Raw genomic sequence first — 23,827 nt, 5'->3', positions numbered from 1 at the left:
GTGGAGACGCTTAGGGAGGTGGATTTCCTGGTGGTGGAGGGGGAGGAGGTGTACCACGTGGAGGTTAAGACCACGGCGTCTCCCCACGAAAATAAGCTGAGGAAGAAGAGGTTGCTTCTGCAGAAGAGGCAGTGGGTGTTGGGGAAGCTGGGGCTTAGGCCTGCGCTGGCTGTGGTTGTGCCGAGGGATAACTGGGAGGTGGAGATCTGGATAGAGAGGGGCTGAAAAAGGGGGGTTTACGACTTCTTTATTTTTAGTATGTCGCCGACTAGCTTGTTGTTGGGGACTAGTATCTTGTTGCCCTCGGCGTCTCTGATGACTGTAAACATGGCGTTTATGTCCTCGACTACGCCTTCCTGGCCCGCGCCGACTATCTTGTCGCCTATCTTAAAGGGCCTGGCGAGTAGGAGGAAGGTGCCCGCCACAGCCTGGCCTAGAACCTGCTGGGTGGCGAAGCCGATGACTAGGCCTATGAAGCCTCCGAGGGCCGCCGCCGCCGGCCCGCCGGAGACGGCGCCGGCTATCGCGGCGACCAGGGCGCCGATGCCGATGATCTTTATGAGGTTGGAGACGGCCTTGGCGGCGGTCTCCCCCTGCTTCTTGGCGACTGGGAGGGCGATTATGTCTGCGAAGGCTTTTACAATCTGCCAGCCGAAGAACAGCGATAAGAGTATGTCGACGTAGGGCTTGTAGTCTTTCACTGGTGGGTAGATCCCGGCGGCGTAGCTAAAGGCGAACTGCACCGCGGCCATTACTACTACGAACAGTACTATCCACACCGCCAGCGCTCCTACCGGGTTCATGCGGGGGGCAAATGCGACGGTTTTTAAATATAACGGTGAAGTTTAACTTAGACATTGCCTCTCGTATTATTCTATACATTTATAACTGTGGGTCGGTCTCATGCCGTGGCTCGTCACATAGTTGTGTTGCTTGGGGTGGGTGGGGTGGGGAAGACGACGTTTGCGTATAGGCTGATGGGGCTGTCTATTAGGCCTACGGTGACGCTTAGGCCCGGGATTTACAGAATCTACGTCGCCGACAAGGAGATTAACCTTATAGACGTGCCGGGGCAGTACGTCTTTGAGGTGGTTCAAAACTTTGCCCGTATGTGGAGCTTCTATGTGGACAAGGCGGTGTATATGTACGACGTGTTGGATTACCACACCCTTAGATCTCTGGTGGAGATCCACAGCGGCCTGCTGGATAGGGGGATTAAGCCGTTTAAGAGGCTGGCCATTGTTGGGAATAAGATGGACCTCGCCCGCGAGTTTGGGGTCCAGGTGGAGGCTGACGAGATCGCGGGATCGCTTGGGGCCCAGGAGATTTACTACATATCGGCGCTGAAGGACGACCCGAGGCAGTTGCTGAAGATTATTCTATAGGAGGGTTTCGAGAGACGCTTGTTTGTAGAGTAGCTCTATCTGCCTCGTGAACTGCGGCGTGTATTCGTACCTTGGGTCTCGTCTTTCTAACTCGTCCAGGGCGAGGTTTAGCAGGTTGAGTGCCTCCTGGCTCCTTCCGGCCTCCGCCATTTTTTTCGCGACGTGGTAGAGCGCGGATATCCTTAGGTAGGGGCAGTCGCAGTTCGGCACGAGTCTGGCCGCGGCATCGGGGTCGAGCGCCGCGGCGGCTGCGATGGCGGCTTCTGCAGTTTTGTAGTCGCCGAATTCCAGCGCTGTGTCGACGATCCTGGCTAGTATGGGTATTGAGTCTCTAGGCGGGGTTCCGAGGAAGTGTGCCATGGCTAGCTTCCTAAGTGTGTGCGGCGTGCCTCTCTCAGCGGCTACCTCTAGGTAGTCTCTGTAGAGTTTGTAGAAGATCTCCACGCCGTCTTTTCGCCGTGGCGCATGGGTGTAGAATATGTCGACGAATTTCTCTAGGCAGGCCGCGGGCACCCTCCGTGCGTCTGTTAAGGCTAGCTTCGCCAAGATGTCTGTGTCCTCGTCGTCGCACCGGACGGCTTGGATTGCTGGGAGCTCCAGCGTTACCCTCCTCCCGGGGCCTGTGCCGATGGCTTCTATAACTACGCGGGGCGTGGCGCCGTTGTAGCACAGGTAGGGCCCAGCCTCTCCGTTGCAGTGCTCCCCGGTGCCCAGGGCTATCGACGCGATTGCCCTCGCTATTTGTAGAATAATATCTGGGCGCAGGACGAGGAGGCCTCTGTAGACCGTCCTGAGCTTCTGGACAGGGTTTCCCATAGGCGTCATGCACGGATCTGCGCCTACCGCCTGCCTGAGGGCTTCTCTCACCACGCTTTCCTTGGGGGCGACGGACCACCTAACTGCGTGGATGAGTTCCTCCCTGGGGCTGTACAGATCTCTGAGTTCCTCCAATATCTCCTCTCTCAGCAAGGCGTCTGCCGCCGTCCCCATCTTGCCCAGTATTGAGAGCCTCCTCGCTACGTGGTCAACATTTGCGAGGGGGTAGGCCACCTCGACGGGGAGGTGTTCGTTTTCCAAGCTCAGCGTGAGCGGCACCGCCAGAATCCTCGCCTCTCTGCAGGTGGGGAAAAACAGCTCGCGGTACAGGCCGTAGTACACCTTTGAGAGCTCTTCCATAGCTTTTTTGTAAAGCGCCTCTGGCTGGTAGGGTGCGCACCTCTGCCGCGCGTAGAGCCTCCCGCCGTATGCGGCGAGGGCGTAGACGCCGCTTAAGTCGCCGTGTCTCGTCAATATATAATCCACGTAGGGCTGGGGGTCTGCCTTTCTGCAGCCGAGCGCCGACGAGTGCGATAGAAATACCTCCTCCAGCGCACGTCTCAGCTCGACGTGTTTGAGGTACTCGGCTATGTCTAGGACTCTCATGTTTTTCTCCACTAGGTCTCTGCATGGCGAGAAGTGGAGGACGTCGCGGGGCAGGACGAGCAAGGTGGGGATGTCTCTCGTGTTTAGATACATCGCCCGGTCCACCACATATCTACACTTGTGTATCCACTGAGTCGCCAGCTCCCCCCTGGGCACCAGGGGGTTGTCGTAGAAAGATATGCCGAGGGGGTCGTAGAAGCCCAGGGCGTTGGGGACCTCGTGGAGCATTTCGAGCAAGCTGTCGAAGGTCACCACGTCTACGCCTAGGTCAATCACTGCGTAGTACTCGCCCACGAAGCGGGCTGCGATGTACCTAGCCAGCACAGATTTGCCGGTGCCGTGTGGCCCCACAAGCGCTATGGAGTTCCCCGCCTTCAAGCTGGCGGCAATGCGGTTCTCCAGATCGCCGAACCAGCGCACAAGCCTGGCCTTGTAGTTCTCTGTGATGTTGATTACGAAAAAATCCTCGCCCTCCTTGGCGATGCCTAGGAGAGAGGTAGACACATGCGAGCCCCCCTGTAGCTATAAATACGTGTCACCTAGAGACACGCAACCGCCCGGCGGCGTCTCGTTGCGAGGCGGCGGGGGAAAGCTATATAAACTCACCTATTTCCCCCTACCATGCCCATTACCCTAGATCCCGAGAAGCTCGCCATAGTGATGAAGCACCGCTTCCAGTACAAAATCTGTAGAGAGTGCGGGGCGAGGAATCCACCAGACGCGGAGAAGTGCCGCCGCTGCCGCTCCCGCAACCTGCGGCCGAAGAAGTTTAAGAAGAAGTAGCTATAGGGGCTCGACGTAGAACCTGGGGGGCTCTATCCTCTCGCTTTTGCAACGGGGACATCGGCTCGGCTTCTTGAGCCTCTCCCTGTCTCTAAATTCGTACCCGCAGTTTCTGCAGACCGCCGGCACCACCTCCAGCCGGTACCCCAACCTCTTCAGCGTCTTCTTGACGTGCTCGAGCTCGTCGTAGAGCTCGCTGGGCTTCAGCTCTGTGTTGACTAGGATCTGTAGCTGGTTTACGGTCAGCGGCTCTCTGCTCTCGATGAGGGCCTTGACCAGCCTCTCCCTGACCGTCTCCATTACTTTTCAATAACGGCGGACTGGAGCCAGAGGGCTTTATACACCCCGCCAGGCTTCAAGACGGCGAAGGTGAAGACGTGGGTATTACTGTCGCCCGCCCGCCGGGCCTCTATTCTTATGAACCTAGCATACTCCGGCTTCTCCGCCGGGTCGACGTTGGCGTCCAGCAGCTGGGTGGCTGTGGGGGCGTAGCCCGCGGCCTTGAGCTGGGCCTCTATACAATTTACAAGCTCCAGCGGAGAGGCGCCGGAGCACTGGGCCTTCTCTACTGCCTCCTTAACCCGTGCGTGTTCTACGCTGTAGTTCATGGACATCCCTAACTCACCCATTTAAATAAATTGGGCTCAGCAGCTCAGCCCTCCTCACCGACTCAGGCCTTGTAAGCCTCGTCACCAATTCTTAAAAACTCCTGGCGTTAAATATTTATGAGGTGGGTAGGGGTGGCTGCTATCGTCTTGGTTTTTCTTGTTGTTTTTCTTATGCCTCCCTCACTGCTGAGGTTTGCAGACCCCTTTCAAGGCCCGCTCAAGGCTGTGGCGCGTCCGGCACCGCCGGCGCCTCTTGAGAACTACGCCTTGGTGATTAAAGCCGCCGACGAGAGGGAGGCCTTCTATAAGCTGGGCTACGCCCACGCCTACTACCGCTTCTTCCAGATGGACGTCATGAGGAGGGTGGCGGAGGGCCGGCTGTCGGAGCTGGTGGGAGGGGCGGCTCTTGACACCGATATCTATTTCAGAACGAGGGGGTTGTACATATCTGCTGAGAAGACGTGGGAGTACATTAAGCGGAACTACCCTCAATACGCCGCGCTTGTGGAGGAGTACGTCAGGGGGGTTAACGACTACCTAGCCGCGAATCCTCCGATTGTCGAGTACTTAATCCTGGGGAAGAGGCCCGAGCCGTGGAGGCCTGTTGATACCTTCGCAGTGAATAAGCTCGTTGCGTGGTCTCTAAGCGGCGGCGAGGACGATCTACAGCTTAAAGTTCTGGTCGACGCCTTGGGGCCCCAGTTTTTGGATATAGCCCTCGCCAGGGAGTTGAACACGCCTATTCTGCCTCGCAAGGCGACGTTTTCCCCGGCTATTGAGCTGGGTAGCAACAATTGGATCATCTCGCCTAACTTAACCGCCACGGGCAGGCCGATATTGGCTAACGACCCCCACCTCTCGCTCACCGCCCCGCCTACATGGATTTTTCAACGGGTCGAGACGCCTGACTACACGGTGATGGGAGTCGCCTTCCCCGGAACGCCGGTTGTGGTGATTGGGACTAATGGCTACGTGGCGTGGGGCTTCACCAACACAGGAGTCGACGTGATTGACTACTACTACTACGTGTGGAACGGCACCAAGTACCTCTACAAGGGCGCGTGGATCGAGGCCGACAAACGTGTGGAGAGGTTCAGGATATGCGACCTCGACAATAAATGTGTCGAGAAGACTGTCGAGGTTCTGGAGACTGTGCACGGCCCCGTGATTGAGTTTAGGGGGCAGAGGTACGCCATGCGCTGGCTTGGCAACAACGTGACTCTCGAGGCCCTTGCGCTTTACTACATGGATAGGGCTAGGAACCTCACCGAGTTTCTAAACGGGCTTAGGTACTTCGTAACGCCTAGCCAAAACACCGTATATGCAGATAGATACGGCGTGGTTGCGTACTTCGCCAGCGGCTACTACCCCATTAGAGAAGGCGGCTACCTGCCCTTCAACGGGTCGAGGGGCGAGGGGGAGTGGACGAGGTATGTCTGACTCCCCTCGGTCCTCAACTACATAAACCCGCCCTACCTAGCCACTGCAAATAACAAGGTGGCAGACGCCAATATCTACCTACAGTGGAGGTGGGCAGACCGCTATAGACACGACAGGATTATGGAGCTCATCGCCCAGAAGCTGGCCCGCGGCAAGATTACTGTGGAGGACGTGATGGACATCCAGCGGGATGTTGTGGATATCTCGTGTAGAGATGTGAAGCAGTTGCTTGAGCTCTACGGAGGGGATAGCGGGAGGAGGCTTCTGGACGAGTTGAGTAGGTGGAGTTGCGAGATGTCTCCAGGTTCCACAACGGCGTCTAGATACGCCGCGTTTCTATACAACCTGCAGAAACTTGCGTGGGAGAGGTTTAACATATCCACCACCTTTGTGCCTTTTGAGGTGACCATGGCCTCCATCAAGAAGGGGCTTATTGACAGGTCGGTTGTGGAGAAGGCGGCGGAGGAGGCGTTGAAGGTAAATACCCCCTGGGGCTCGGTGCACAAGTACGCCATCTCCCATCTGCTGGGCTCTGCCTTTCCGGGGCTTAACTACAAGAGGGTGGAGGCGCCTGGCGACTGGTTCACGGTAAACGTGGCGCCTGGGTTCAACGTGGCTCACGGCCCAAGCGTTAGGTTTATAGTGGCTTTTGGCTCTGGGGTGTATATGATGTTGCCGGGGGGTCCGGACGGAGATCCCCTAAGCCCGCTTTACGACGCGATGTACATGCCGTGGGTTAGGGGGGAGTATGTCAAGGTGGGTTAGGTACATAGGTCTCCTAATTCCGTTGCTCGGCGCGGCGTCGCCTTGGCATGTGTTAAACGCGGCGTTGTTGCCCTTCATAGGGGGCGTTGTTTACGGCTACTTCACAGAGAGGCGCCGCGGGGTTGTTCTAGCGCCGCTGGCCGCCCTCATCCCAATAGGTCTCGTGCTGGTCTACTACGCTGCTGTGGACGTGGCTAGGCTAACACGCTTCTTTTCAATATTCCCGCTCTTCGTTGGTTTGTGGGCCGTGTTTTGGCTATTGTTTTTCACGGTTGGGGCAGTGGCTGGGCACTTACTACGGCCTAGGAATAGATAAAAATACGCGAAAAGCAGAAATTATGAACACTAAACTTTTGGCAGTAATAGCGGCAGTGGTGGTGTTGGCGGTAGTCGGGGCCTTGGTTGCGTTTCAAGCTCCGCCGCCCCCGCAACAAACCTCCCCCGCGCCTACACAAACAACAACCCCCACTACCACGACTAAGCAAGCGCCCAAGGGCGCTATATATGTTATATACGATATAGGCGGAAGGGGGGACCTCTCTTTTAACGACATGGCCTACCTCGGGGCGTCCAGAGCCGCCGAGACTTTTGGGCTTGGCTTGAAGGAGGTGCAGAGCAGAACTCAGGACGACTACGTGCCTAATCTACGCGCAGCCGCCAAATCCGGCGACGCCACTATAATCGTCGCCGTGGGCTTCTTGATGACTGACGCGGTGAAGTCGGTGTCCAATGAGTTCCCCGACGCCAAATTTGCAATAATCGACGGCTACATACCGGACAGGCCCAACGTCATGTCTGTCTTGTACAGAGAAAACGAGGGCTCCGCCCTAGTGGGGGCCTTGGCAGCCCTCACGGCTTACCACTACAACTGTAGCAAGGTGGGTATTGTGCTGGGTATGGAGATACCGGTCCTCTGGAAGTTTGAAATCGGCTACGCCTACGGCGTTAGGTGGGCGGAGCGCTACATTAAGCAGAAGTTTGGAAAAGACGCCAAGTTCGACATCCTCTACATATACACCGGCTCCTTCAACGACCCAGCTAAGGGCAAGCAGGCCGCCGAGGTGATGCTGGCCCAAGGCGTCTGCGTGATTTACCAAGCCGCCGGCGCCACGGGGCTAGGCGTCTTTGAGGCGGTGGCCGAGGCTGGCAAGAGGGCTGGGAGGTCGATGGGGCCGCCGTTCGCCATCGGCGTCGACGCGGATCAGGACTACCTGAAGCCCGGCTTTATACTGGCGTCGATGATGAAGCGCGTCGACGTGGGCGTCTACACAGCGGCGAAGATGGCCGTCGAGGGTAAGTTCAAAGGCGGCGTGTTGGAGCTGGGGCTTAAGGAGGGCGGCATCTCGGTGAGCACGCTCGACGACCTTAACCAGTTTATACAGATAGGCGTGAGGGCCGGGGCCGTCAAGCAGGCGGACGCCGATAAGATCATCGCCGCCGTGAAGGAGATGAGGTCTAAGATACCCACGTGGGTTTGGGAGGCTGTGGATCAGCTAAAGCAAGACATCATTAACGGCAAGGTCGCCGTGCCGCTTCCCACGACGCAGGACCAGGTGGCTCAGCTCAGGAAGGAGCTCGGCCTAGGCGCCGTCAGCTGATGAAGGCCTCTCTAAGGGAAATACACAAAGTTTTTTCAGACGGCACCCACGCCCTTCGTGGGGTTTCTCTCGATATTTCGCCTGGCGAGGTGCTGGCCCTCCTGGGCGAGAACGGCGCGGGGAAGACCACTCTTATGAAGATACTGGCCGGCGTCTACCGCCCCACCTCGGGGGAGATATACATAGAGGGGAGGAGGGTGAGGTTTAGAAACGCCAGGGATGCGCAGAGGGCTGGTATCGCCATGGTGCACCAGCATCTCTCCCTAATACCGGGCCTCACCGCTATTGAAAACATAGCGCTCGCCGAGGGCGCCGGTCTGAGGCCCATATCTGCAGAGGTTAGGCAGAGGGCTGTGAAGATTGCGGAGGAGCTGGGTTTCGACGTCGAGTGGGACAGGGATGTGGAGGAGCTGCCTCTGGGGGTTAGGCAGAGGGTTGAGATAGTGAAGGCCCTGTACTGGGGGGCCGACTTGTTGATACTCGACGAGCCCACCACCGTGCTGTCGCCTCCAGAGGTGAAGTCGCTCTTCCAGGTGGTGAAGAGGCTTAGGGAGCGGGGCAAGTCTGTGGTCTATATCACCCACAAAATCCCGGAGGTGCTTGAAATTGCGGATAGGGTGGTGGTGTTGAGGAGGGGGGTTAAGGTGGCGGAGTTTACGCCGCCCTACGACCCGAAGAGGCTTGTGGAGGCTATAGTGGGCGAGTTGAGGGTGGAGGCCGTCAGCCGCGTCGGGCGGCCGGGGGAGAGGCCTGTTCTAGAGGTCGCGGATCTGTGGGTGTACGAGGGCGGCAGGGCTGTGGTTCAGGGGGTGAACCTAGTGGTTAGGGAGAGGGAGATTCTGGCCGTGGTGGGGGTGGAGGGCAACGGGCAGGAGCATTTGGTGGAGGCTATCGTGGGCGTGAGGAGGCACAAGGGCGTTGTGAAGATCCACGGCGGGTACGCCTACATACCCGACGACAGACAGAGGAAGGCCATGCTTCTCGAAAGGCCGCTGGTGGAGAACGCCGTGTTGGGGAGGGAGGGGGAGTTCGCGCGGCGCGGCTTAATCTCGTGGAGCGCGGCCAGCCGCTTCACCGCTAAGCTAATTGAGGAGTTTGGAATCGTGGCGCCGGGCCCGTGGGCGGTGGCGAGGCACCTCTCAGGTGGCAACCAGCAGAAGCTGGTGGTGGGTAGGGAGCTGAGCAGGGGGGCTAGGCTCATCATAGCGCACCAACCCACGAGGGGGCTCGACGTCGCGACCACCGAGTATGTCCAGCAGTTGTTAATCAAGGCGAGGAACGGGGGCGCCGGCGTCCTCCTCGTGACGAGCGACCTAGACGAGGCGTATAAGCTAGCCGACACCATAGCCGTGATGTATAGAGGCAAGGTGGTGGCAGTGGGGCCTGTGGATGAGATGACTGTCGACGTGGTGGGCCGGAAGATGGCTGGGCTATGAAGATCCAGACGCTTTCCGTCCTCAACATAATCGCCGCGTTGGCCCTGGCGTTTGTGATAGGCGCCGTGCTTATGTTGGCCTCGGGCTACGACCCGGCCTCCTCCTACTACTCCATGCTCGTCACCCCCCTCTCGGACAGGGTCTACCTCCTCTCGGCTCTTGCGTTCTCGGCGCCCATAGTCCTCACCGGGCTGACCTTCGCCCTTGGGCTCAAGGCGGGGCTCTTCAACATAGGGGCCGAGGGGCAGGTCTACATGGGCGCCCTGGGGGCGGTGATCGCCGCTTACTTCGCGAGGAGCTTGGCGGCTCTGCCGCTCGCCTTCGCCATTGGCCTAGCCCTCGCCGTGTTGTGGTCGGCCGTGCCCGCCGTGTTGAAGATGTGGCGCGGCGTCAACGAGGTGGTGAGCACGATAATGATGAACTGGGTCGCCTACTGGACCGTCATCATGGCGGTCTCGACAGCGTTCGCCAACCCCCTCCAGCCCGAGGAGTCTGTAAAGACGCCGGAGGCCGCGAGGCTCACCCCCTTGATTCCGGGCACCGACTTCACAGTGGCGGTGCCTGTGGCGTATATAGTGGCCTCGCTGATGTACATATTTCTGAAGTACAGCGTGTGGGGGTACAGGATATCTGTCAGCGGGTTGAATCCAACCGCCGCGAGGTCGTACGGCATAAAGCCAGAGCGGGCTGTGCTCGCCGCCTTCGCCCTGGGGGCGCTGACAGCCGGCCTAGCCGGCGTGTTGCAGGTGGTGGCGAGGCCGCCGTCCTACAGCTTAATGAGAAACCTCGCCAATGTATACGGCATAGGCTTCGACGGCATCACCGCAGCGATGCTGGGCAGGGGGCACCCCCTCGGCGTGGTGCTGGCCTCGATATTCCTCGGCGTTATGCAGGAGGGGGCGCGACACATGCAGATTGAGGCGGGGACGCCTTTCGAGTTTGTGAGGGTGGTGCAGGGCCTCATCATACTGCTCCTCGCAGTGCAGGTTTTGAGGAGGCCGTGATCGACCTAATACTAATGCAGGCCCTCCTAGCCGCCGTGCCGATTCTCCTGGCGTCGCTGGGGGAGATCTTGATGGAGAGGAGCGGCGTCGTCAACATCGGGCTGGAGGGGCTCATGTTGCTAGGCGCCTTCTCAGGTCCGCTCTTCGTAGACTACCTACACTACAGACTTGGGGTACAGTTGCCAGATCCCCTCTGGCCGCTTGCGGCTTTCCTAGCCGCCGCGCTAGTCGGCATGGCGGTGGGCCTCGTACACGGCTACATATCCACCTACCTGGCCGGCGATCAGATAATCAGCGGGGTGGCCATAAACCTCTTCGCCGCAGGCGCCGTGGCTTACGGAATACAGGCCTACTGGGGCGTGGCCGGGTATAAACAGGTGCCTGACTGGGCGAAGGCCGACCCCCTGGCGCTCGCCGCCTTCGCCCTGGTCCTCGCTGGCTTTATGTGGTATGTGCTGTTCAGGTCTAGGCTGGGGGTCGTCATCAGGGCATGCGGCGAGGATCCAGAGTCGGCGTTTAACATAGGCGTAGACGTCAACAGGGTAAGGCTCCTAGCCACCGTCGTAGGCTCCTCCCTCGCGGCGCTCGCGGGGGCGTATCTCAGCATTGCCTACCTCTCTGTAGTCACCAAGGAGATATCCGCCGGCAGGGGCTTCATCGCGCTGGCCAACGTTGTTTTCGCCAACTGGAACCCAGCCCTCGCGGTGGCGGGCGCCTACATATTTGGCTTCTTTGACGCCCTCTCTTACTGGCTACAGACGGCGGGGGTCGCCAGGTACGAAATAACGAGGATGATACCATACATAGCCACCCTCCTCATAGTAGCCGGCGTAATTGGCCGCGCCAGGCCGCCGAGGGCGGTGGGGAAGCCGTTTAGGAGAGAATAATTATAAAGTGGAGAGTTGGTATATCCATGGAGGAGTTCAAAAAGGCAATGGAGGAGATTTCTAAATCTCTACAGAAAATGGTGGAGGAGCTCAAGGAGAAGAGGGACTACAGACTGGTGGAGGAGGGGGACGAGGTGAGAATTGAAATCGACATGCCGGGGCTGGAGCCCAGCGACATATCGCTCTCAGTGACTAAAGACGGCACAGCTCTGAGGGCGGAGGGCGCTAGGGGGGATAGGAAATACTCTAGGCACATCCGCCTTCCCGTGAAGATAGATCCCAGCTCAATCTCGGCGCTGTATAGAAACGGCGTCTTGACCATCACAGCCAGGAAGGTGAAAGAGGAGGAGATCAGGATACCAGTAAGGGGCTGATTTTTGCCTACCCCCCAAGGAGTTTGTAAAGCGCTACTGCCAACTGCCCAGCGGAGCCGATGTCCTTCTCGACGGCGTGGCTTAAGACGGCGTTGGGCGGTAGCTCCCGGGGGGAGAAGACGAGGTCTGAGCCGTGTACCAGTAGCATCACCCTGCCGTCTGCCCTTTCGACCGGCTTGGTATCTCTGTCCGGCCTACCCAGGGCGTAGATGACGTCAGGCCTCAGCACCTCCACCGCGTCTTTTACGTCGTTGAAAACCAGGACCTCGCCCCCCATCTTAAACGCCAGCTTGAAGAGGTCCCCGATCTGCTGAGCCGCCGCGCCGAAGACTTTAATAAGCGCGAACCGCCTAACTCCGAAGCCGTATGTGATCTTCGCAAGCTCCAGCATCTTGGGGACGGAGCTTATGTTGTAAACCGCGACAACCAGCTCCATGGCGGCTACGATGAGCCCAATTTATAAATTAACCCTGGCCGCCACGCAGTTGCCTCCCTCACACTCCACGAAGAAGGGCGTCTTCACCAGCACGAGGAGGCCCTTTCTAAACTCCTCAAGAGGCTCCGACAGCACAACCGTCTTTCCGCACAGCTGGATCTCCCGCCCCTCGATCCTAAACGTAAACACATCTGCGCAGGGCTCCAGCTCCATATCTATAATAGCCACGTCACGGACGCGCACTACCTTGACTATCATACTCGGCAAGGATCCTCACCGCCTCGTTGGCCACCCTAATGGCGTCCTCCACGCCTACCTCGGGGGCGAACTCGTCTGTCTCGCGGTTGGCAATCGCCGCGTAGACGCCCCCCGCCCTGGCGCCGTAGATCGACGAGAGGGTAAAGATGGTGGCGGACTCCATCTCAAATGAAACCACCCCGAGGCTCCTCAAAGTGTCTATCAGCCCCCGGGCCCACGGCGGGAGGAACCCCCCGTGGCCCGGCCTCTCCTGGCCTACGTAGAACGAGTCAGTGGAGGCTACTATGCCGACGTGGTACCTAACCCCCAGCGCCTCCGCGGCGGCGACAAGGGCGGACACCACCCTCCAGTGGGCCACCGCCGGGTACTCCGGCGGGGCGTACCACCTAGAGGCTCCGTCCCACCTCACCGCCGCCACGCCTATTACAAGGTCGCCCAGCTTCACCTCCCGCCTCAGCGCCCCCGTGGTCCCCACTCTAATAAAGGTGTCCGCCCCGGCCTGGAGGAGCTCCTCAACGGCGATGGCTGTGGAGCCCGAGCCGATGCCCGTAGACGTCGCCGCTATCTGGACGCCCTTGTACCTGCCGACCCACGTGACGAACTCTCTGTTCCTAGCCACCTCTCTAGCCTCCTCCCAGTGCCGCGCTATCAGCGGCACCCGCCCGGGGTCGCCGGGTAGCAACACGTAGCGCGGAACCTCCCCCGGCGCGACTAAGATGTGATACGCCTTGCCGCCGACCACCGGCCTCTGGGCCATGACAGTGGCTCAACCCGGTGTTTTAATACGTAGCGCCCTAACCAGGTTGATAAAAGACAAGACGCTTGACAACGCGTTTAATATCGTGAATACCGCGTCGCCCAGCACCGCGGCGTATATAGTAAGGGCCACGCTGCCGGAGAAGTACAACAAAGTTAAGTCAAGCGGCGGAGGCGGCCCCCTTCTCGCTATGTTCACAGCCCAGGCGGCGGCTATCAGCAACAGGCCTATGAGGCCGAGGACTTGGATCATACAGCGGCGGCGCCTCCGCGGTAGATAGAAACTTTGTAGTAGGGGTGGCCCCAGGCGGTCAGCATCTTCTCCACCGCATCCCCCTCCCGGGGCAGAATCAACACAACGCCGCCGCGGCCCGCGCCGCTTATCTTACCTCCGTAGATAAACGGCCTCAACCTCTCGAGAAGGGTCACCACCCTGCCGTCGATGACACCCAAGGCGCCTAGTAGCCAGTTATCTATCTCCATGAGCTCGCCGACGCATCCCAAGTCCCCCCTCGCCAGACACCCCTCCGCCTCTTCAACAACGCTTCCAATGGCGTCAATCACTGAAAATGCAGAGCGCCGCCGCTCCAACAACGACTTAACATCTCTGACGATCTCCCCCGTGGTGCCGAAGCGGGGGAGTATCACCATGTAGAACGGGGGGAGGTCCACGTTTAGCCTCTCGACGCGGAAGGGGTTGGCCCATATCTTCAGAACCCCGCCGAGGGAGACCGTGGCCGTATCCATGGGGGAGGCTATTCCCTGGACCTCGAGCTCCACTCTGTGTCCCAGCTTCGCCAGCTCCTCGGCGCTCACCTCGACGCCGGCGCAGTGGGAATACGCCTTCAGCAACCCGACAGACACCGCAGCCGACGTGGCCGCCCCCACGCTGGGCGGCAGATCGCTCCTTATCGAAAACTTAGCGGCTAGCCTCCCCCACCTCTCCTCTGCAATTCTAAGAGCTGTTTTGACGTATGAGAGGAACTTCTCCACCCCCACAGCCTCCGCACGCCCCTCTCCAGGTCTGTACCTCAACACGGCGGGCGGCCCCAGCGTCTCCACCACGAGCTCGCCCCCTATCTGGCACTCGATGTAGACTCCTTTGTCTATGGTGGCTGATATGGCTGGCTTGCCGTAGACCACCGCGTGTTCTCCAAAAAGCTTTACAACACCCGGGGCAAAAATCCTAACAGACACAGGACGAAGTAGCTGAGTGGTTTAAAAAAGCGACGCCAGCGACCCGGCTATTTCCTCTTCACTGGGACCCTCCCTCTTCTCCTCCACAGCCTCCTCCTTGGGGGCCTCCGTCGGCTGCGCGGCCTGCGGCTGGGCGGTTGGCTGAGGCGCCGCCACGGAGATCCCCAGCTCCGGGGCCCTGCCGGCGACGGCCGCGGCTAAGGCGTTAGCCTCGGCCACAGCCCTGCTGAGCAACATGGGCAACGTCTCTCTAGTCACAACACCCAGCCTCGCCGCCAGCGCCACCGCCCTCATGTGGGCGGCCGGCAGCACCACTTGCAACACCTCCCTCGTCGGGTACACCACGTTAAGCGCGAGGTTCCTCGCGTAGATCGCCGCGGTCTTGAAGAGCTCCCTGTATTTAGCCACGTCTATAACCAGCTCGGAGATGTCCACGTACCTCTGCCCCCTCCAGATCACCCCCAGAAGCCTCAGCTGTTCAAAAATAGGCTCGATGCCCACTACTCTCAACACCTCCGCCATCTCCGGCGTTATCTCCTGGCCAGCCTTGGCCACCACGGTGTCCTTAGCTATCCAGATCTTGCCCTCCTGCACCCTTGTGGGGATCTTCAGCTTACCGAATTTCGAAATAATGGGGCCGGGGGAGGCGTTGGTAGGCCCAGCCGGCACCACGATGTCAAAGGGAGCTTTGTCTCCCGGTTGCGCCGCCCTCCTCACGCTGTTCTCAGCCACAATCTTAATTACCTCCGCAGGGTTAGCCTCGGTAAAGAAGAACCCCACCTCGCCTCTCACCCTCTCCGCCACCTCCGCAGGCACGCCGCCGAAGACCTTGGCAAACGCTATCTTGAACAGGGTAGGCTTAATTATCTTCACAGCGCCGTAGGGCCTCAGCCTGTACCTATACTCATTCAAAACCCTCGACGAGAGACCGTGGAGATCAAAGAGGAACACGTACGGGTATTTTCTCAACAGCTCAACAGCCTCGTTTACGATCCTAACCTTACTCTGCGGGTAGGGCCTCGACCTGGCGTACGCCCTCTTGCTTATAGCAAGCATCAAGTCGTGGAGTTTGTGAGTTATTTAAATTTGAGTGGAGGAGGAGTCCCTACTTGACTAAAGCCTCGGCGGCTCTTATCTTGACAGGCGGCCCCATCGTCTTTTTGATATATATGTCGTCTAGGTACTGCCTCAGGGGGAACCTCCTATTCACTTCCTCAAGCACCGCCAGGGCGTTGTCTAGAATCTCCTTGGGGTCCTGGGCCTCTGACCCTATCCTCACCTTGATAACAGGCTCGTTTCTAAGCCTCACCCTAACTGCCCGCTTCAGCCTCTCCACAACGGCCTTGACCTCTACATTCGGCGGCACCACCTCCGGCATCTTGCCGCGGGGGCCGAAGATGGGGCCTACCACTCTGCCGAGAAGCGGCATTAAGTCGGGCGGCGCTATGAAGAAGTCGTACTGCTTCGCCAGCTTTCTAATAGCTCTCTTGTTTCCAGAGAGGCCCTCCACCTGGTCCCTGGTGATGACGGCGTCGACACCTGCGTTTCGGGCATTTACCTCAAATGCGCCGTGGGCAAACGCTGCGATTTTATTAGGCTTAGGCGGGTGGGGAAGCTCGACGAGTAAATTAATACGGTTCTCAGGCTTGTTTAAATCAACCCCCCTCAAGACGACTATAAGCTCCACGCTCTGTTTAAAACGCCTCCGTCTGCCCCTCTTCAACGCCTCGGCGATCTTAGCCAGGAGAGCCTCCTTGTTTATTACGGCGCTCATTGCCGCCACTGTTTCTCAAACTTATTTAAAATTTCGTCGTACTTACCCCCCTCCACGTCCTTCATCACCTCGTCGGCCCGCTTCCCGTCCACGCTTACGCCCATGGCCTTGCAGGTGCTGAGCAACTGCTTTACCGCCGACTTCAAAGACTTGGACTTAAGCTCGTCTTTCTTCAACAGCGCTATCTCTACCAGCTGCTCAAACGATATGTTGCCAATAACCTCGTTCCTTGGGTCGTGGGCCCCGGTGTCCTTCCCAAAAAGCTTAAGAAACAAGTCGCCTATGGGGGGCAGGCTGACCTTAACCTCGTACCTAGCGGGCGAGGAAACCTCCACCTCCACCTTCTGCACTGGGTACTTCCCCACCTTTTTCAACTCCTCCTGCACTCTCTGCACGACGGCGTTGGGGTCGAGCCCCGCCTGCTTAAGGGCGTCTTGAAACTGGGGGTTGACGGCTACCTTTCCGCCCTGCAGAGGCACGGCTATGACGCGCTTAGACATCGCCCCAGTAAAGGGCTTGATATAAAAGTTTTACCGCTCCACCTACTGACCCTTCTTCACTAGCTTAACCTCGGTGATCTTCAGGTCAAGGGGCATTGGGAAGGCGCTGTCTAGAAGCTCCACGCGGACAATGCCCTTCTCCTTATCTATAAATGTGACCCTCCCCCTGCTTCCCTTCAACACGTCGGCAGTTATCTCCACCTCGTCGTTGACATCTATCTCCACAGCCGGCTTGGCAGGCTTCAAGATCTTCATGACCTCATCCACGTTGGTGACCCCCCTCATCACGCCCTTGACGTGCTTCACGCCGTACACCGCGCGGTTGACTGCTGGGAGGGACTCTCCCTCCATGAACAAGACCCCGAAGGACTCCGGAGGCACCACAATTGAGTAGATGGGGATCTTAGCTGACTCTGCGCGCATCCTCAACACAATTACAACGTTGTACTCTTGCCGCGACACAACGCTTATTGTATACACCGGGCACCTCTCCTGTGCCATATCACCTCAGCTTAGCCATTAGGTAGAGCAAAGCCGCCAAAATGACGCCTATAGATGTCAACGCCGCTATTGTTTCCTTCACGGGATCGCCCAGGGTGGGGATCGTCGACCTCGCCACGGCGCTTTTGAGATACACCCCAGCTATGTGGAATACTATCTGGAACGCCCCGGCTATAAACGCCAGGAGTATTAAAAACCTGGCAGTGAGCTTAAACTCGTCGTCGTCAGGCTTGCTGGCTGTGGACACCACCCACTTGATGTCGCGCCAGAGGTTCTCCAGCTTTTCCTGTAGCGACGCCACGCATCAATTCTAAAGCCTCTATAAAAGTTTTAGGCCACCAGCTGCCCAATGTAATCCTGCTTAGAGAAGGGGACTAGATCCCGGTAGGTCTGGCCAACCCCCAGGAAGTAGACTGGGCGTTTCAAAGTGTAGAGAAACGTCAATATTGAGCCTCCCTTGGGGTAGGCGTCCACCTTCGTGGCTATCATGCCATCTATCTTTACATATTTAGAGTAGTACCTGGCGATTTCAAGCGCCTCGTTTCCCAACTGCGCGTCGAAGACGAAGACAGAGTAGTGCGGCTCGGCGACCCGCTGGATTTTGCTCAACTCCTGCATGAGGTTGGCGTCGGTGTGCATACGCCCCGCCGTGTCTATAAGCACGAAGTGAACCCCCCTAGACCTGGCGTGCTGAACCGCGTCGAAGGCGACTGAGGCGGGGTCCGCGCCGTAGGGCCCCCCGACGACCCTAAACCCCACGCGCCTGCCGTGTTCCTCCAACTGCTCCCTCGCCCCGGCTCTGAAGGTGTCGGCAGCCGCCGCCACGACTTTGTAGCCCATTTCCTGAAGTTTGAAGGCGAGCTTCGCCAAGGTGGTGGTCTTCCCATAGCCGTTTGGGCCGAGGAACATCACCACCACAGGCCTCGCGCCCTCCATCACCCTCCTGGCGTCTTGGTAGAAGTCCACGTCTGGGACGTCGCTCAACACGCCGAGGAGGGCGTCGAAGACCGCCTTCTTCACCACCTTGTCCCTGTCGCCGAATCTCGGCACCTTCACCCCCACAAGCCTCTTCTTAAGCTCCTCCGACACCGCGTCTGCCACCTCCACCGCCACGTCGCTCTCCACCAGGTCGATGTACAAGTCGTCGACGAGCCTCTCCACTTCCTTCGCGTCAAGGGCGTCCTCTTTGACTGCGCTTAATACAGACTCGACGAATTTAGCAAAAGTCTTCTTAAGCTTGTCAAACATTACCTAATCCCGAGGCTCTCCAGCGCCTGCCTAAGCTGGGCCGCCCTCGCCGCGAGCCTCTCGATATTCTCTTCAAGAGACGCCTTCAGCCTGGAATACTCCTCAATCCTCTCGTTGAGAATCCTCTCGGCGTTGTCCAAATCGAGAAAGGCGTGGTACCTCGCGCCGAGGGGGATCAACACCTCCTTAACCTCGAAGACGCCCCTGGCGAACAGCCCGGCGCCGATGTGCACAAGCCTCTCCCCATCCCCGCTCTTCAAAAGCCTCACCCCGTCTAGAGCCGTGGTGAGCTCCTCAAGAAGCTCCACCACAGTCGAGTGCTGCGCCTGGAGGCTGGCGAGGAGCTCCCCCACCACCTGGTACTCCTCCAGAAGCCTCTGGACATCCTGCCGAGACATGTTTAGTACCTAATTACCTTGTCAATATTCATCAAAATCTTGACGTCCTCAGACCGCGCCTCCTCGGGAGGTATGACAGACACCTCCTTGATCCTAATCTGCGTCCTTGACAATTTGTGCCTGCTACCTATCAGGGAGTAGGCCTTCTCCACGGCGTCGTACGGCTTCTCGCCGACAACCTCGAGTCTGAATTTCATACCGGTGGTGGTCTCGCCAACGACTCTGTAAATCTTGGGCATAGCGGCGAGTCTATAGGCAACTTAAAAAGTTTAGCCCAGCACCTGCTGTAGCCTCATCAACTCGGGGCCGGCGGTCTCGTCCCCCACCAAGGCCCCCCTGTCGTTCACCACTACGCCGCCGCGGAGGAAGCTCCTCCCCTTGTTCACAGTGCCCACGTCTACCCTCGCCTTGAAGTACTCAGAAAGCTTCTTCAAGTCGTCGTCTGTGGCCTCGGGAGCCACCAACACGCCGCGGGAGTTCAAAACAGCCAGCGCCCCCACCAGGGGGTTCCCCGCAATTGTGTCCACCACAACCTCCACGCCCAGCACGTCGGCCACCGCCCTCCGCGCGCCGGGCTCTAGAAGAGGCGACACAAGCGCCACCCTATTCCCCGCGAGCACTAGGTTGGAGATGGCCGTGTACTTAGTGTTTACGATCTCCACATTTAGGCCCAGGGACTTGAAGAGCTTAACCTCCTCCTCCAGCACTAGAGGGGGCAGGAGCACCCCGTTGTCGTTCAGCACCGTGAAGATCCCAAGAAGGGGAGACCTAGCCACGGTAAACCTAGCCACGGAGGTGCCGAGGGTGTTGCGGACCACGTCGTCTATCTTCTCCGGGGCGTCCGGCGGGATTATGGTGACGGAGTTGTTTGTAGTTATGAACACCCCCACGGAGGAGGTTCCAAAAATTCTAAGGGGAGCTACGTCGAAGGTCATTCCTTAAGCTCAACCTTCACAGTCCCGTCGCTGTACTTCTCCACCACGACGCGGACTCTCCTCGGCGGCTTCTCAATACTACGCGACCAGAGCGCGGCGTTGAGCAACTGGCCGATCTTCACCGCCCGCGGCTCCACCTTCAAGTGCCTAGCCACGAACCTCCTTATTAAACCCACGGCGTACTTCGCCCTCTTGCTCCTAGACACCTCATAAGCCCTCCGCAAGTTGATTACATACTCCCGCGAGACCTCTACCTTCTTCTCCTCAGACACGGAACGCGGAAAAAACATAGTTATTAAATTTAGCCCCAGTACAGCTCCGGCTTCTTAGACTTAGCCTTACGGACCTCCTCATCCATCTTAGGAGGGCGCAACTTATACACAAGCAAATCTCGCCCCTTCTTATTATACTTTTCTTCGTAACTTTTTCAAGCAAAGTAAAGAAGATAAACCCACTGCCCAAGATACAATGTGATCGACCCGGAGAAGCTACACCAGCTGGTCCTTAGGTTCGCGGTGAGGGAGGAGGGGGGCGTGGTGTATAGGCGCTATAGGCGCTTCCGCGGAGATAGGTGGTACGGAGGCATCGCCACGGCAGACGTGGTGGGGTGCAACTTGAGGTGCGGGATGTGCTGGGCCTGGCGCAACACCTCATACGTCCTCGCGGCGGGGGATTGGATGGCCCCCTGGGACGTGGCCAGGCGGCTGGATAAAATCGCCAGAGACAGAGGCTACCGGCAGGTTAGGATATCCGGCGGGGAGCCCCTAATAGCGCCCAGACACCTCCTCGCCGCCGTCGACCACCTACCCCACTACGTCTTCGTCGTGGAGACAAACGGCACCTTGATAGACAGGCCGCTCGCCAGGGAGCTAGCCGCGAGGCCCAACGCCGTGGTGCGGGTCTCCATAAAGGGGGCCACGCCGCGGGAATTTGCAAAAATTACAGCCTCACCAGAGTCCTACTTCTACAAACAGCTGGACGCCCTCCGCCACCTCGTGGAGAGCGGGATGGAGCCGTGCCGCGACGTGTACCCAGCCGCCATGCTGGGCTTCTCCACAGAAGAATCCGCAAAAGAGCTGGAGAGAGCCCTGGCGGACATAGACCCCAGACTGCCGAGCTGCCTAGACGTGGAGTACGTCATCTTGTACCCCCACGTGGTGAAGCTAATGGCCGCCCGGGGGCTCACCCCCACCAGAGCCGTGACGCCCAGCGGAGTCCCCGCCTTCATGATATGAACTGCCTCCAGCTCACCCTCTACCCAAGCCTAACCCTAACCCTCCTAGACGAGAACTATGTGAAGAAGTTCGGCGTGAAGAAGGGGACGCGGGCGTGGGAGGACCTGTATATATCCGGCCGGTGGTACAGCCCGTGGAGGTATATAAACGAGGCCGACGGCCCCCTCCGCGACGTGGCCCACCGGCTGGCCGAGAAATACGGCGACTGCGTCGGCATATCCATATCGCCAGGCGACGAAGATTTGATATTCGTCGCCGCCTTCCTCACCCAGAACACGAACTACCACACCAACGTCCTCAGGTGGACAAGACAGCTCTTCACAGCCACCGAGGACGTCGGAGAGATGGCCGAGATAGCCCCCACCGTGGCGAGGAGCTACCAGCTCCAGAGGCTACCCGCCGCCATACGGGACTACCTCGCCTCGGGGAGGCCCAGGGATAGGAGGGAGTTGCTGAGGATAAGGGGGGTGGGGCCGAAGGTGGCCGACCTGTACCTACTCTTCACCGGCGACACCACCTCAGCCCCCGTGGACAAGCACTACATGAGAATCGCGCCGAGGCTCGGCCTAGCCGGCGCCACGCCCAGCCCCGCACACTGTAGGAGATACACATGCGGGGAGTGCCCCATCGCCCACAGGTGCCTCAGAGGGCTCTCCCAGACGAAGCTGGGCAGGCTCGCCGGCTGGGTCCAAACACTGGCCTATCTGGCGGACAAGGGGGCGCTACCGGCGGTTTAATTTATAAACAGTCAAGAAGCCCACGGTGTATGGGGTGGAGGAGGAGTTTGTAGTAACGCCCTGGGAGGTCAGGGGCAGAGTCGACTACGACAAGCTTCTTAAACACTTCGGCGCCAAGCCCCTCACAAGCGGCGAGGTGGCCCTGCTGGAGAAGTACGCCGGGGAGGTGCACCCCCTAATCAGGCGGGGCTTCTTCTACGCCCACAGAGACTTCGACTTCATACTAAAGTGGCACGGCGAGGGGAGGCCGTGGGCGCTCTACACCGGGCGGGGCCCCAGCGGCCCGGTGCACATAGGCCACATGGTGCCGTGGATACTGCTAAAGTGGTTCTCAGACAGATTCAACCTAGAGGTGTACTTCCAGATGACAGACGACGAGAAGTTCTACGACGACCCCGAGATGAAGCTAGAAGAGGCCACCAACTGGGCATACGAAAACGCCCTCGACGTAATAGCGCTGGGCTTCACCCCCGACAAGCTCCACCTAATAATAGACACAAAAGACATAGAGCCGCTCTACCCAATAGCGGTGCGCGTCGCGAAGAAGCTGACGTGGAGCACGGTGAAGGCCACCTTCGGCTTCACAGACTCCACCAACATAGGCCTCATATTCTACCCCTCTCTACAAATCGCCGTGGCCTTCCTCCCCACGGAGCTCAGAAGAGAGGCAACCCCCGTCCTCATACCCTGCGCAATCGACCAAGACCCCTACTTCCGGCTCGCCCGCGACATCGCCGACACCCTCGGCTACCCAAAGCCCACCACCCTCTACTCCAAATTCATCATGGCCCTCACCGGGGAGAGCAAGATGTCAGCCTCCAACCCCGACTCGGCCATATACACCCTAGACGACGAGAAGGCCGTGAAGCGCAAAATCATGAACGCCTACACGGGCGGCCGCCCAACCGCCGAGGAGCAGCGGAAATACGGCGGAAACCCCGACATATGCCCAGTCTTCCACTACCACATGCTATTCGACCCAGACGACTCCTCCGTGGAGAAGATTAGACAAGACTGCAGAAGCGGCGCCCTCCTATGCGGCGAGTGCAAGCTGAAGCTCCACGAGAAGATAGCCAAATTCCTAAAAGAACACAGAGACAGGAGAGAGAAGGCCAGAGGGAAGGTAGACCAATACAGACTAAGCCAGAAAATCAGATAACCCAGCGACGCCAGACAAAACGCGGCGACAGCCGCGGCAAAAAACAGCGCCTAACTAACAATCTTCCCCACCGCGTAGGACCCCCCAACCTTCTCAATCTGGATCTTCACCCTCTGGCCAGGCTCCGCGCCAGGCACAAACACCACAAACCCCTCAACCCTAGCCACGCCATCGCCCCTCCTAGACCTCTCCACAATCTCAACCTCAACAACATCACCCTCCTTAACCGGTTTAGGCCCCGACGGGCCACGCCGCCCACGGGGCGGACCCCTTCTAGTTCCTCGTTCCATCTGTGCCAATGAATATGGGTATATAAACCTTTGCACAGACAGAAAAACGGCGGAGGGCGGCCGGGCACAGATAAAAACAGCTGAAGGCCTTGAAACGTGCTTACTGACTTCGAGGCGCTGAGGGCGTACCTCGAAGCCAGAAACACCGCGGTCTCCAGCATACGCGACGTCGTGGAGACCGCCCAGAAGATAATGAGCGGCGGGGAGCTCTCCAAGAGTGAGAAGAGGACTGCGGATTTGCTGTGGCACCTCGGACTAGTGTTAAAGACGCCGGGGGGCGCGCTGAGGCCCACGGCCCAGCTAAGAGCGGTGGCCCGGGGTAGCCTTGATAGCTACAGCCTAATAGCCAGGAGGCTGGCTAGGTGGACTCCCATGAGGATACTGCTGAGATACCTAGCCGCCAAGGGAGGCGCCGCGGGGCCAGACGACGTTGCGGAGGAGCTCGGAGCCGAAATGAGAGGCGTGACCGGGAAATACCTCCCCGTCTTGAAGCTAGCCAACCCCAGGCTCAAAGCCCCAGTATCCAAGCCCTTCAACCCACACGTCGTAGAGGCTGTGCTCTTCAAACTAGGGGCAGAGGTAGGCCTCCTCACCTACGACCGGGCACACAAGACGGCAAGCTTGACAGAGCTAGCGGAGGAGCACATGGAGCAACAAGGCACGGAGGTCGTGAGAACGGCCCCAGGGAGCCCCATAGTGCT

32 protein-coding genes and 2 pseudogenes are annotated in these 23,827 nt (G+C 58.8%); 14 read left to right on the top strand and 20 right to left on the bottom strand.

Annotated features, from left to right (window positions below; genetic code table 11):
• Window positions 1-225, top strand: a pseudogene (locus ACP5J3_RS01645) (hypothetical protein); the annotation flags it as partial.
• Window positions 226-236: 11 nt separating this feature from the next.
• Here ACP5J3_RS01645 and ACP5J3_RS01640 read toward each other — a convergent pair.
• On the bottom strand, window positions 237-803 hold the full coding sequence (locus ACP5J3_RS01640; RefSeq protein WP_428494058.1) for a mechanosensitive ion channel domain-containing protein: 567 nt from the start codon (window positions 801-803) through the stop codon (window positions 237-239).
• Window positions 804-908: 105 nt separating this feature from the next.
• Between ACP5J3_RS01640 and ACP5J3_RS01635 the strand changes: the two genes are divergently transcribed.
• Window positions 909-1,385, top strand: a complete 477-nt coding sequence (locus ACP5J3_RS01635) for a Rab family GTPase (protein WP_428494057.1) — start codon at window positions 909-911, stop codon at window positions 1,383-1,385.
• On the opposite strand, the gene ACP5J3_RS01630 is transcribed toward ACP5J3_RS01635, so the two are convergent.
• Window positions 1,380-3,311, bottom strand: a complete 1,932-nt coding sequence (locus tag ACP5J3_RS01630; RefSeq protein WP_428494056.1) for an ATP-binding protein — start codon at window positions 3,309-3,311, stop codon at window positions 1,380-1,382. The two genes, ACP5J3_RS01635 and ACP5J3_RS01630, sit on opposite strands and share 6 nt — an antisense overlap.
• A gap of 117 nt (window positions 3,312-3,428) precedes the next feature.
• Between ACP5J3_RS01630 and ACP5J3_RS01625 the strand changes: the two genes are divergently transcribed.
• A complete protein-coding gene (locus tag ACP5J3_RS01625; RefSeq protein WP_014288681.1) occupies window positions 3,429-3,590 on the top strand; it encodes a 50S ribosomal protein L40e in 162 nt (53 codons plus the stop codon).
• Here the strand turns inward: ACP5J3_RS01625 and ACP5J3_RS01620 are convergent, their stop codons facing one another.
• Window positions 3,591-3,890, bottom strand: a complete 300-nt coding sequence (locus ACP5J3_RS01620) for a transcriptional regulator (RefSeq protein WP_428494055.1) — start codon at window positions 3,888-3,890, stop codon at window positions 3,591-3,593. It lies immediately after the preceding gene.
• Complete coding sequence (locus ACP5J3_RS01615; RefSeq protein WP_428494054.1) at window positions 3,890-4,198, bottom strand: hypothetical protein; 309 nt, start codon at window positions 4,196-4,198, stop codon at window positions 3,890-3,892. The genes ACP5J3_RS01620 and ACP5J3_RS01615 overlap by 1 nt, the downstream gene beginning before the upstream one ends.
• 117 nt (window positions 4,199-4,315) lie before the next feature.
• Between ACP5J3_RS01615 and ACP5J3_RS01610 the strand changes: the two are divergent.
• The 7 genes and pseudogenes from ACP5J3_RS01610 to ACP5J3_RS01580 all read left to right on the top strand — a co-directional run bounded on the left by ACP5J3_RS01610 (window position 4,316) and on the right by ACP5J3_RS01580 (window position 11,702).
• Window positions 4,316-6,403 (top strand): annotated as a pseudogene (locus ACP5J3_RS01610) (penicillin acylase family protein).
• Window positions 6,387-6,719: a hypothetical protein gene (locus ACP5J3_RS01605; RefSeq protein ID WP_428494053.1), complete on the top strand. Its 333-nt coding sequence runs from the start codon at window positions 6,387-6,389 to the stop codon at window positions 6,717-6,719. Before ACP5J3_RS01610 ends, ACP5J3_RS01605 begins: the two are co-directional and overlap by 17 nt.
• 22 nt (window positions 6,720-6,741) lie before the next feature.
• Window positions 6,742-8,001, top strand: coding sequence for a BMP family lipoprotein (locus ACP5J3_RS01600; RefSeq protein WP_428494052.1), 1,260 nt, complete (start codon window positions 6,742-6,744; stop codon window positions 7,999-8,001).
• Complete coding sequence (locus tag ACP5J3_RS01595) at window positions 8,001-9,437, top strand: ABC transporter ATP-binding protein (protein ID WP_428494051.1); 1,437 nt, start codon at window positions 8,001-8,003, stop codon at window positions 9,435-9,437. Before ACP5J3_RS01600 ends, ACP5J3_RS01595 begins: the two co-directional genes overlap by 1 nt.
• Entirely contained in the window at window positions 9,434-10,441 is a 1,008-nt protein-coding gene (locus ACP5J3_RS01590; RefSeq protein WP_428494050.1) for an ABC transporter permease, read from the top strand. The genes ACP5J3_RS01595 and ACP5J3_RS01590 overlap by 4 nt, the downstream gene beginning before the upstream one ends.
• On the top strand, window positions 10,438-11,328 hold the full coding sequence (locus tag ACP5J3_RS01585; RefSeq protein ID WP_428494049.1) for an ABC transporter permease: 891 nt from the start codon (window positions 10,438-10,440) through the stop codon (window positions 11,326-11,328). Before ACP5J3_RS01590 ends, ACP5J3_RS01585 begins: the two co-directional genes overlap by 4 nt.
• Before the next feature lie 26 nt (window positions 11,329-11,354).
• Window positions 11,355-11,702, top strand: coding sequence for an Hsp20/alpha crystallin family protein (locus ACP5J3_RS01580; protein WP_014288690.1), 348 nt, complete (start codon window positions 11,355-11,357; stop codon window positions 11,700-11,702).
• Between the two features lie 7 nt (window positions 11,703-11,709).
• Here the strand turns inward: ACP5J3_RS01580 and ACP5J3_RS01575 are convergent, their stop codons facing one another.
• From ACP5J3_RS01575 to ACP5J3_RS01505, 15 genes are read right to left on the bottom strand one after another with little or no spacing between them, the layout of a single operon-like run.
• On the bottom strand, window positions 11,710-12,138 hold the full coding sequence (locus tag ACP5J3_RS01575) for a RecB-family nuclease (RefSeq protein WP_428494048.1): 429 nt from the start codon (window positions 12,136-12,138) through the stop codon (window positions 11,710-11,712).
• 21 nt (window positions 12,139-12,159) lie between these two features.
• Window positions 12,160-12,396, bottom strand: a complete 237-nt coding sequence (locus ACP5J3_RS01570) for a hypothetical protein (protein WP_428494047.1) — start codon at window positions 12,394-12,396, stop codon at window positions 12,160-12,162.
• Window positions 12,368-13,153 (bottom strand): uridine phosphorylase, encoded by a 786-nt coding sequence (gene udp, locus ACP5J3_RS01565; RefSeq protein ID WP_428494046.1) that lies wholly within the window; start codon window positions 13,151-13,153, stop codon window positions 12,368-12,370. Before udp ends, ACP5J3_RS01570 begins: the two co-directional genes overlap by 29 nt.
• 9 nt (window positions 13,154-13,162) lie before the next feature.
• Window positions 13,163-13,405: a hypothetical protein gene (locus tag ACP5J3_RS01560; protein ID WP_428494045.1), complete on the bottom strand. Its 243-nt coding sequence runs from the start codon at window positions 13,403-13,405 to the stop codon at window positions 13,163-13,165.
• On the bottom strand, window positions 13,402-14,349 hold the full coding sequence (gene mvk / locus ACP5J3_RS01555; RefSeq protein WP_428494044.1) for a mevalonate kinase: 948 nt from the start codon (window positions 14,347-14,349) through the stop codon (window positions 13,402-13,404). Before mvk ends, ACP5J3_RS01560 begins: the two co-directional genes overlap by 4 nt.
• 21 nt (window positions 14,350-14,370) lie before the next feature.
• Window positions 14,371-15,405: a 50S ribosomal protein L10 gene (locus ACP5J3_RS01550; protein WP_428494043.1), complete on the bottom strand. Its 1,035-nt coding sequence runs from the start codon at window positions 15,403-15,405 to the stop codon at window positions 14,371-14,373.
• 49 nt (window positions 15,406-15,454) lie between these two features.
• Window positions 15,455-16,123, bottom strand: a complete 669-nt coding sequence (locus ACP5J3_RS01545; protein ID WP_428494042.1) for a 50S ribosomal protein L1 — start codon at window positions 16,121-16,123, stop codon at window positions 15,455-15,457.
• On the bottom strand, window positions 16,120-16,623 hold the full coding sequence (locus tag ACP5J3_RS01540; protein WP_428494041.1) for a 50S ribosomal protein L11: 504 nt from the start codon (window positions 16,621-16,623) through the stop codon (window positions 16,120-16,122). The genes ACP5J3_RS01545 and ACP5J3_RS01540 overlap by 4 nt, the downstream gene beginning before the upstream one ends.
• 42 nt (window positions 16,624-16,665) lie before the next feature.
• Window positions 16,666-17,124, bottom strand: coding sequence for a transcription elongation factor Spt5 (locus ACP5J3_RS01535; protein ID WP_428494040.1), 459 nt, complete (start codon window positions 17,122-17,124; stop codon window positions 16,666-16,668).
• Window position 17,125: 1 nt separating this feature from the next.
• On the bottom strand, window positions 17,126-17,425 hold the full coding sequence (locus ACP5J3_RS01530; RefSeq protein ID WP_428494039.1) for a hypothetical protein: 300 nt from the start codon (window positions 17,423-17,425) through the stop codon (window positions 17,126-17,128).
• 29 nt (window positions 17,426-17,454) lie between these two features.
• Window positions 17,455-18,372, bottom strand: coding sequence for a signal recognition particle-docking protein FtsY (gene ftsY, locus ACP5J3_RS01525; RefSeq protein WP_428494038.1), 918 nt, complete (start codon window positions 18,370-18,372; stop codon window positions 17,455-17,457).
• Complete coding sequence (gene pfdA / locus ACP5J3_RS01520; RefSeq protein WP_428494037.1) at window positions 18,372-18,770, bottom strand: prefoldin subunit alpha; 399 nt, start codon at window positions 18,768-18,770, stop codon at window positions 18,372-18,374. Before pfdA ends, ftsY begins: the two co-directional genes overlap by 1 nt.
• 2 nt (window positions 18,771-18,772) lie before the next feature.
• On the bottom strand, window positions 18,773-19,009 hold the full coding sequence (gene rpl18a / locus ACP5J3_RS01515) for a 50S ribosomal protein L18Ae (protein ID WP_428494036.1): 237 nt from the start codon (window positions 19,007-19,009) through the stop codon (window positions 18,773-18,775).
• A gap of 30 nt (window positions 19,010-19,039) precedes the next feature.
• Window positions 19,040-19,705, bottom strand: a complete 666-nt coding sequence (locus ACP5J3_RS01510) for a translation initiation factor IF-6 (RefSeq protein WP_428494035.1) — start codon at window positions 19,703-19,705, stop codon at window positions 19,040-19,042.
• The gene (locus tag ACP5J3_RS01505) at window positions 19,702-19,977 is read right to left on the bottom strand and encodes a 50S ribosomal protein L31e (protein ID WP_428494034.1); all 276 of its coding nucleotides are present in this window, start codon (window positions 19,975-19,977) and stop codon (window positions 19,702-19,704) included. The genes ACP5J3_RS01510 and ACP5J3_RS01505 overlap by 4 nt, the downstream gene beginning before the upstream one ends.
• A 198-nt stretch (window positions 19,978-20,175) precedes the next feature.
• On the opposite strand from ACP5J3_RS01505, the gene ACP5J3_RS01500 reads away from it, so the two are divergent.
• From ACP5J3_RS01500 to ACP5J3_RS01490, 3 genes are read left to right on the top strand one after another with little or no spacing between them, the layout of a single operon-like run.
• Window positions 20,176-20,940, top strand: a complete 765-nt coding sequence (locus ACP5J3_RS01500) for a radical SAM protein (RefSeq protein WP_428494033.1) — start codon at window positions 20,176-20,178, stop codon at window positions 20,938-20,940.
• Entirely contained in the window at window positions 20,937-21,677 is a 741-nt protein-coding gene (locus ACP5J3_RS01495) for a DNA lyase (protein WP_428494032.1), read from the top strand. The genes ACP5J3_RS01500 and ACP5J3_RS01495 overlap by 4 nt, the downstream gene beginning before the upstream one ends.
• Window positions 21,678-21,711: 34 nt before the next feature.
• Window positions 21,712-22,836 carry a tryptophan--tRNA ligase gene (locus ACP5J3_RS01490; RefSeq protein WP_428494059.1) on the top strand — a complete coding sequence of 375 codons (1,125 nt, stop codon included), beginning with the start codon at window positions 21,712-21,714 and terminating at the stop codon, window positions 22,834-22,836.
• A 50-nt stretch (window positions 22,837-22,886) separates the two neighbouring features.
• Here ACP5J3_RS01490 and ACP5J3_RS01485 read toward each other — a convergent pair whose 3' ends face one another.
• Window positions 22,887-23,126, bottom strand: a complete 240-nt coding sequence (locus tag ACP5J3_RS01485; RefSeq protein WP_148682817.1) for a TRAM domain-containing protein — start codon at window positions 23,124-23,126, stop codon at window positions 22,887-22,889.
• A gap of 96 nt (window positions 23,127-23,222) precedes the next feature.
• Between ACP5J3_RS01485 and ACP5J3_RS01480 the strand changes: the two genes are divergently transcribed.
• Window positions 23,223-23,827 (top strand): hypothetical protein (locus tag ACP5J3_RS01480; protein WP_428494031.1); only part of this gene is annotated, 605 nt, incomplete at its 3' end.

This window comes from Pyrobaculum sp., from assembly GCF_049971835.1.
Taxonomy (GTDB): domain Archaea; phylum Thermoproteota; class Thermoprotei; order Thermoproteales; family Thermoproteaceae; genus Pyrobaculum.
The sequence above is the reverse complement of the archived record's forward strand: the minus strand, read 5'-3'. Positions and strand labels throughout refer to the sequence as shown.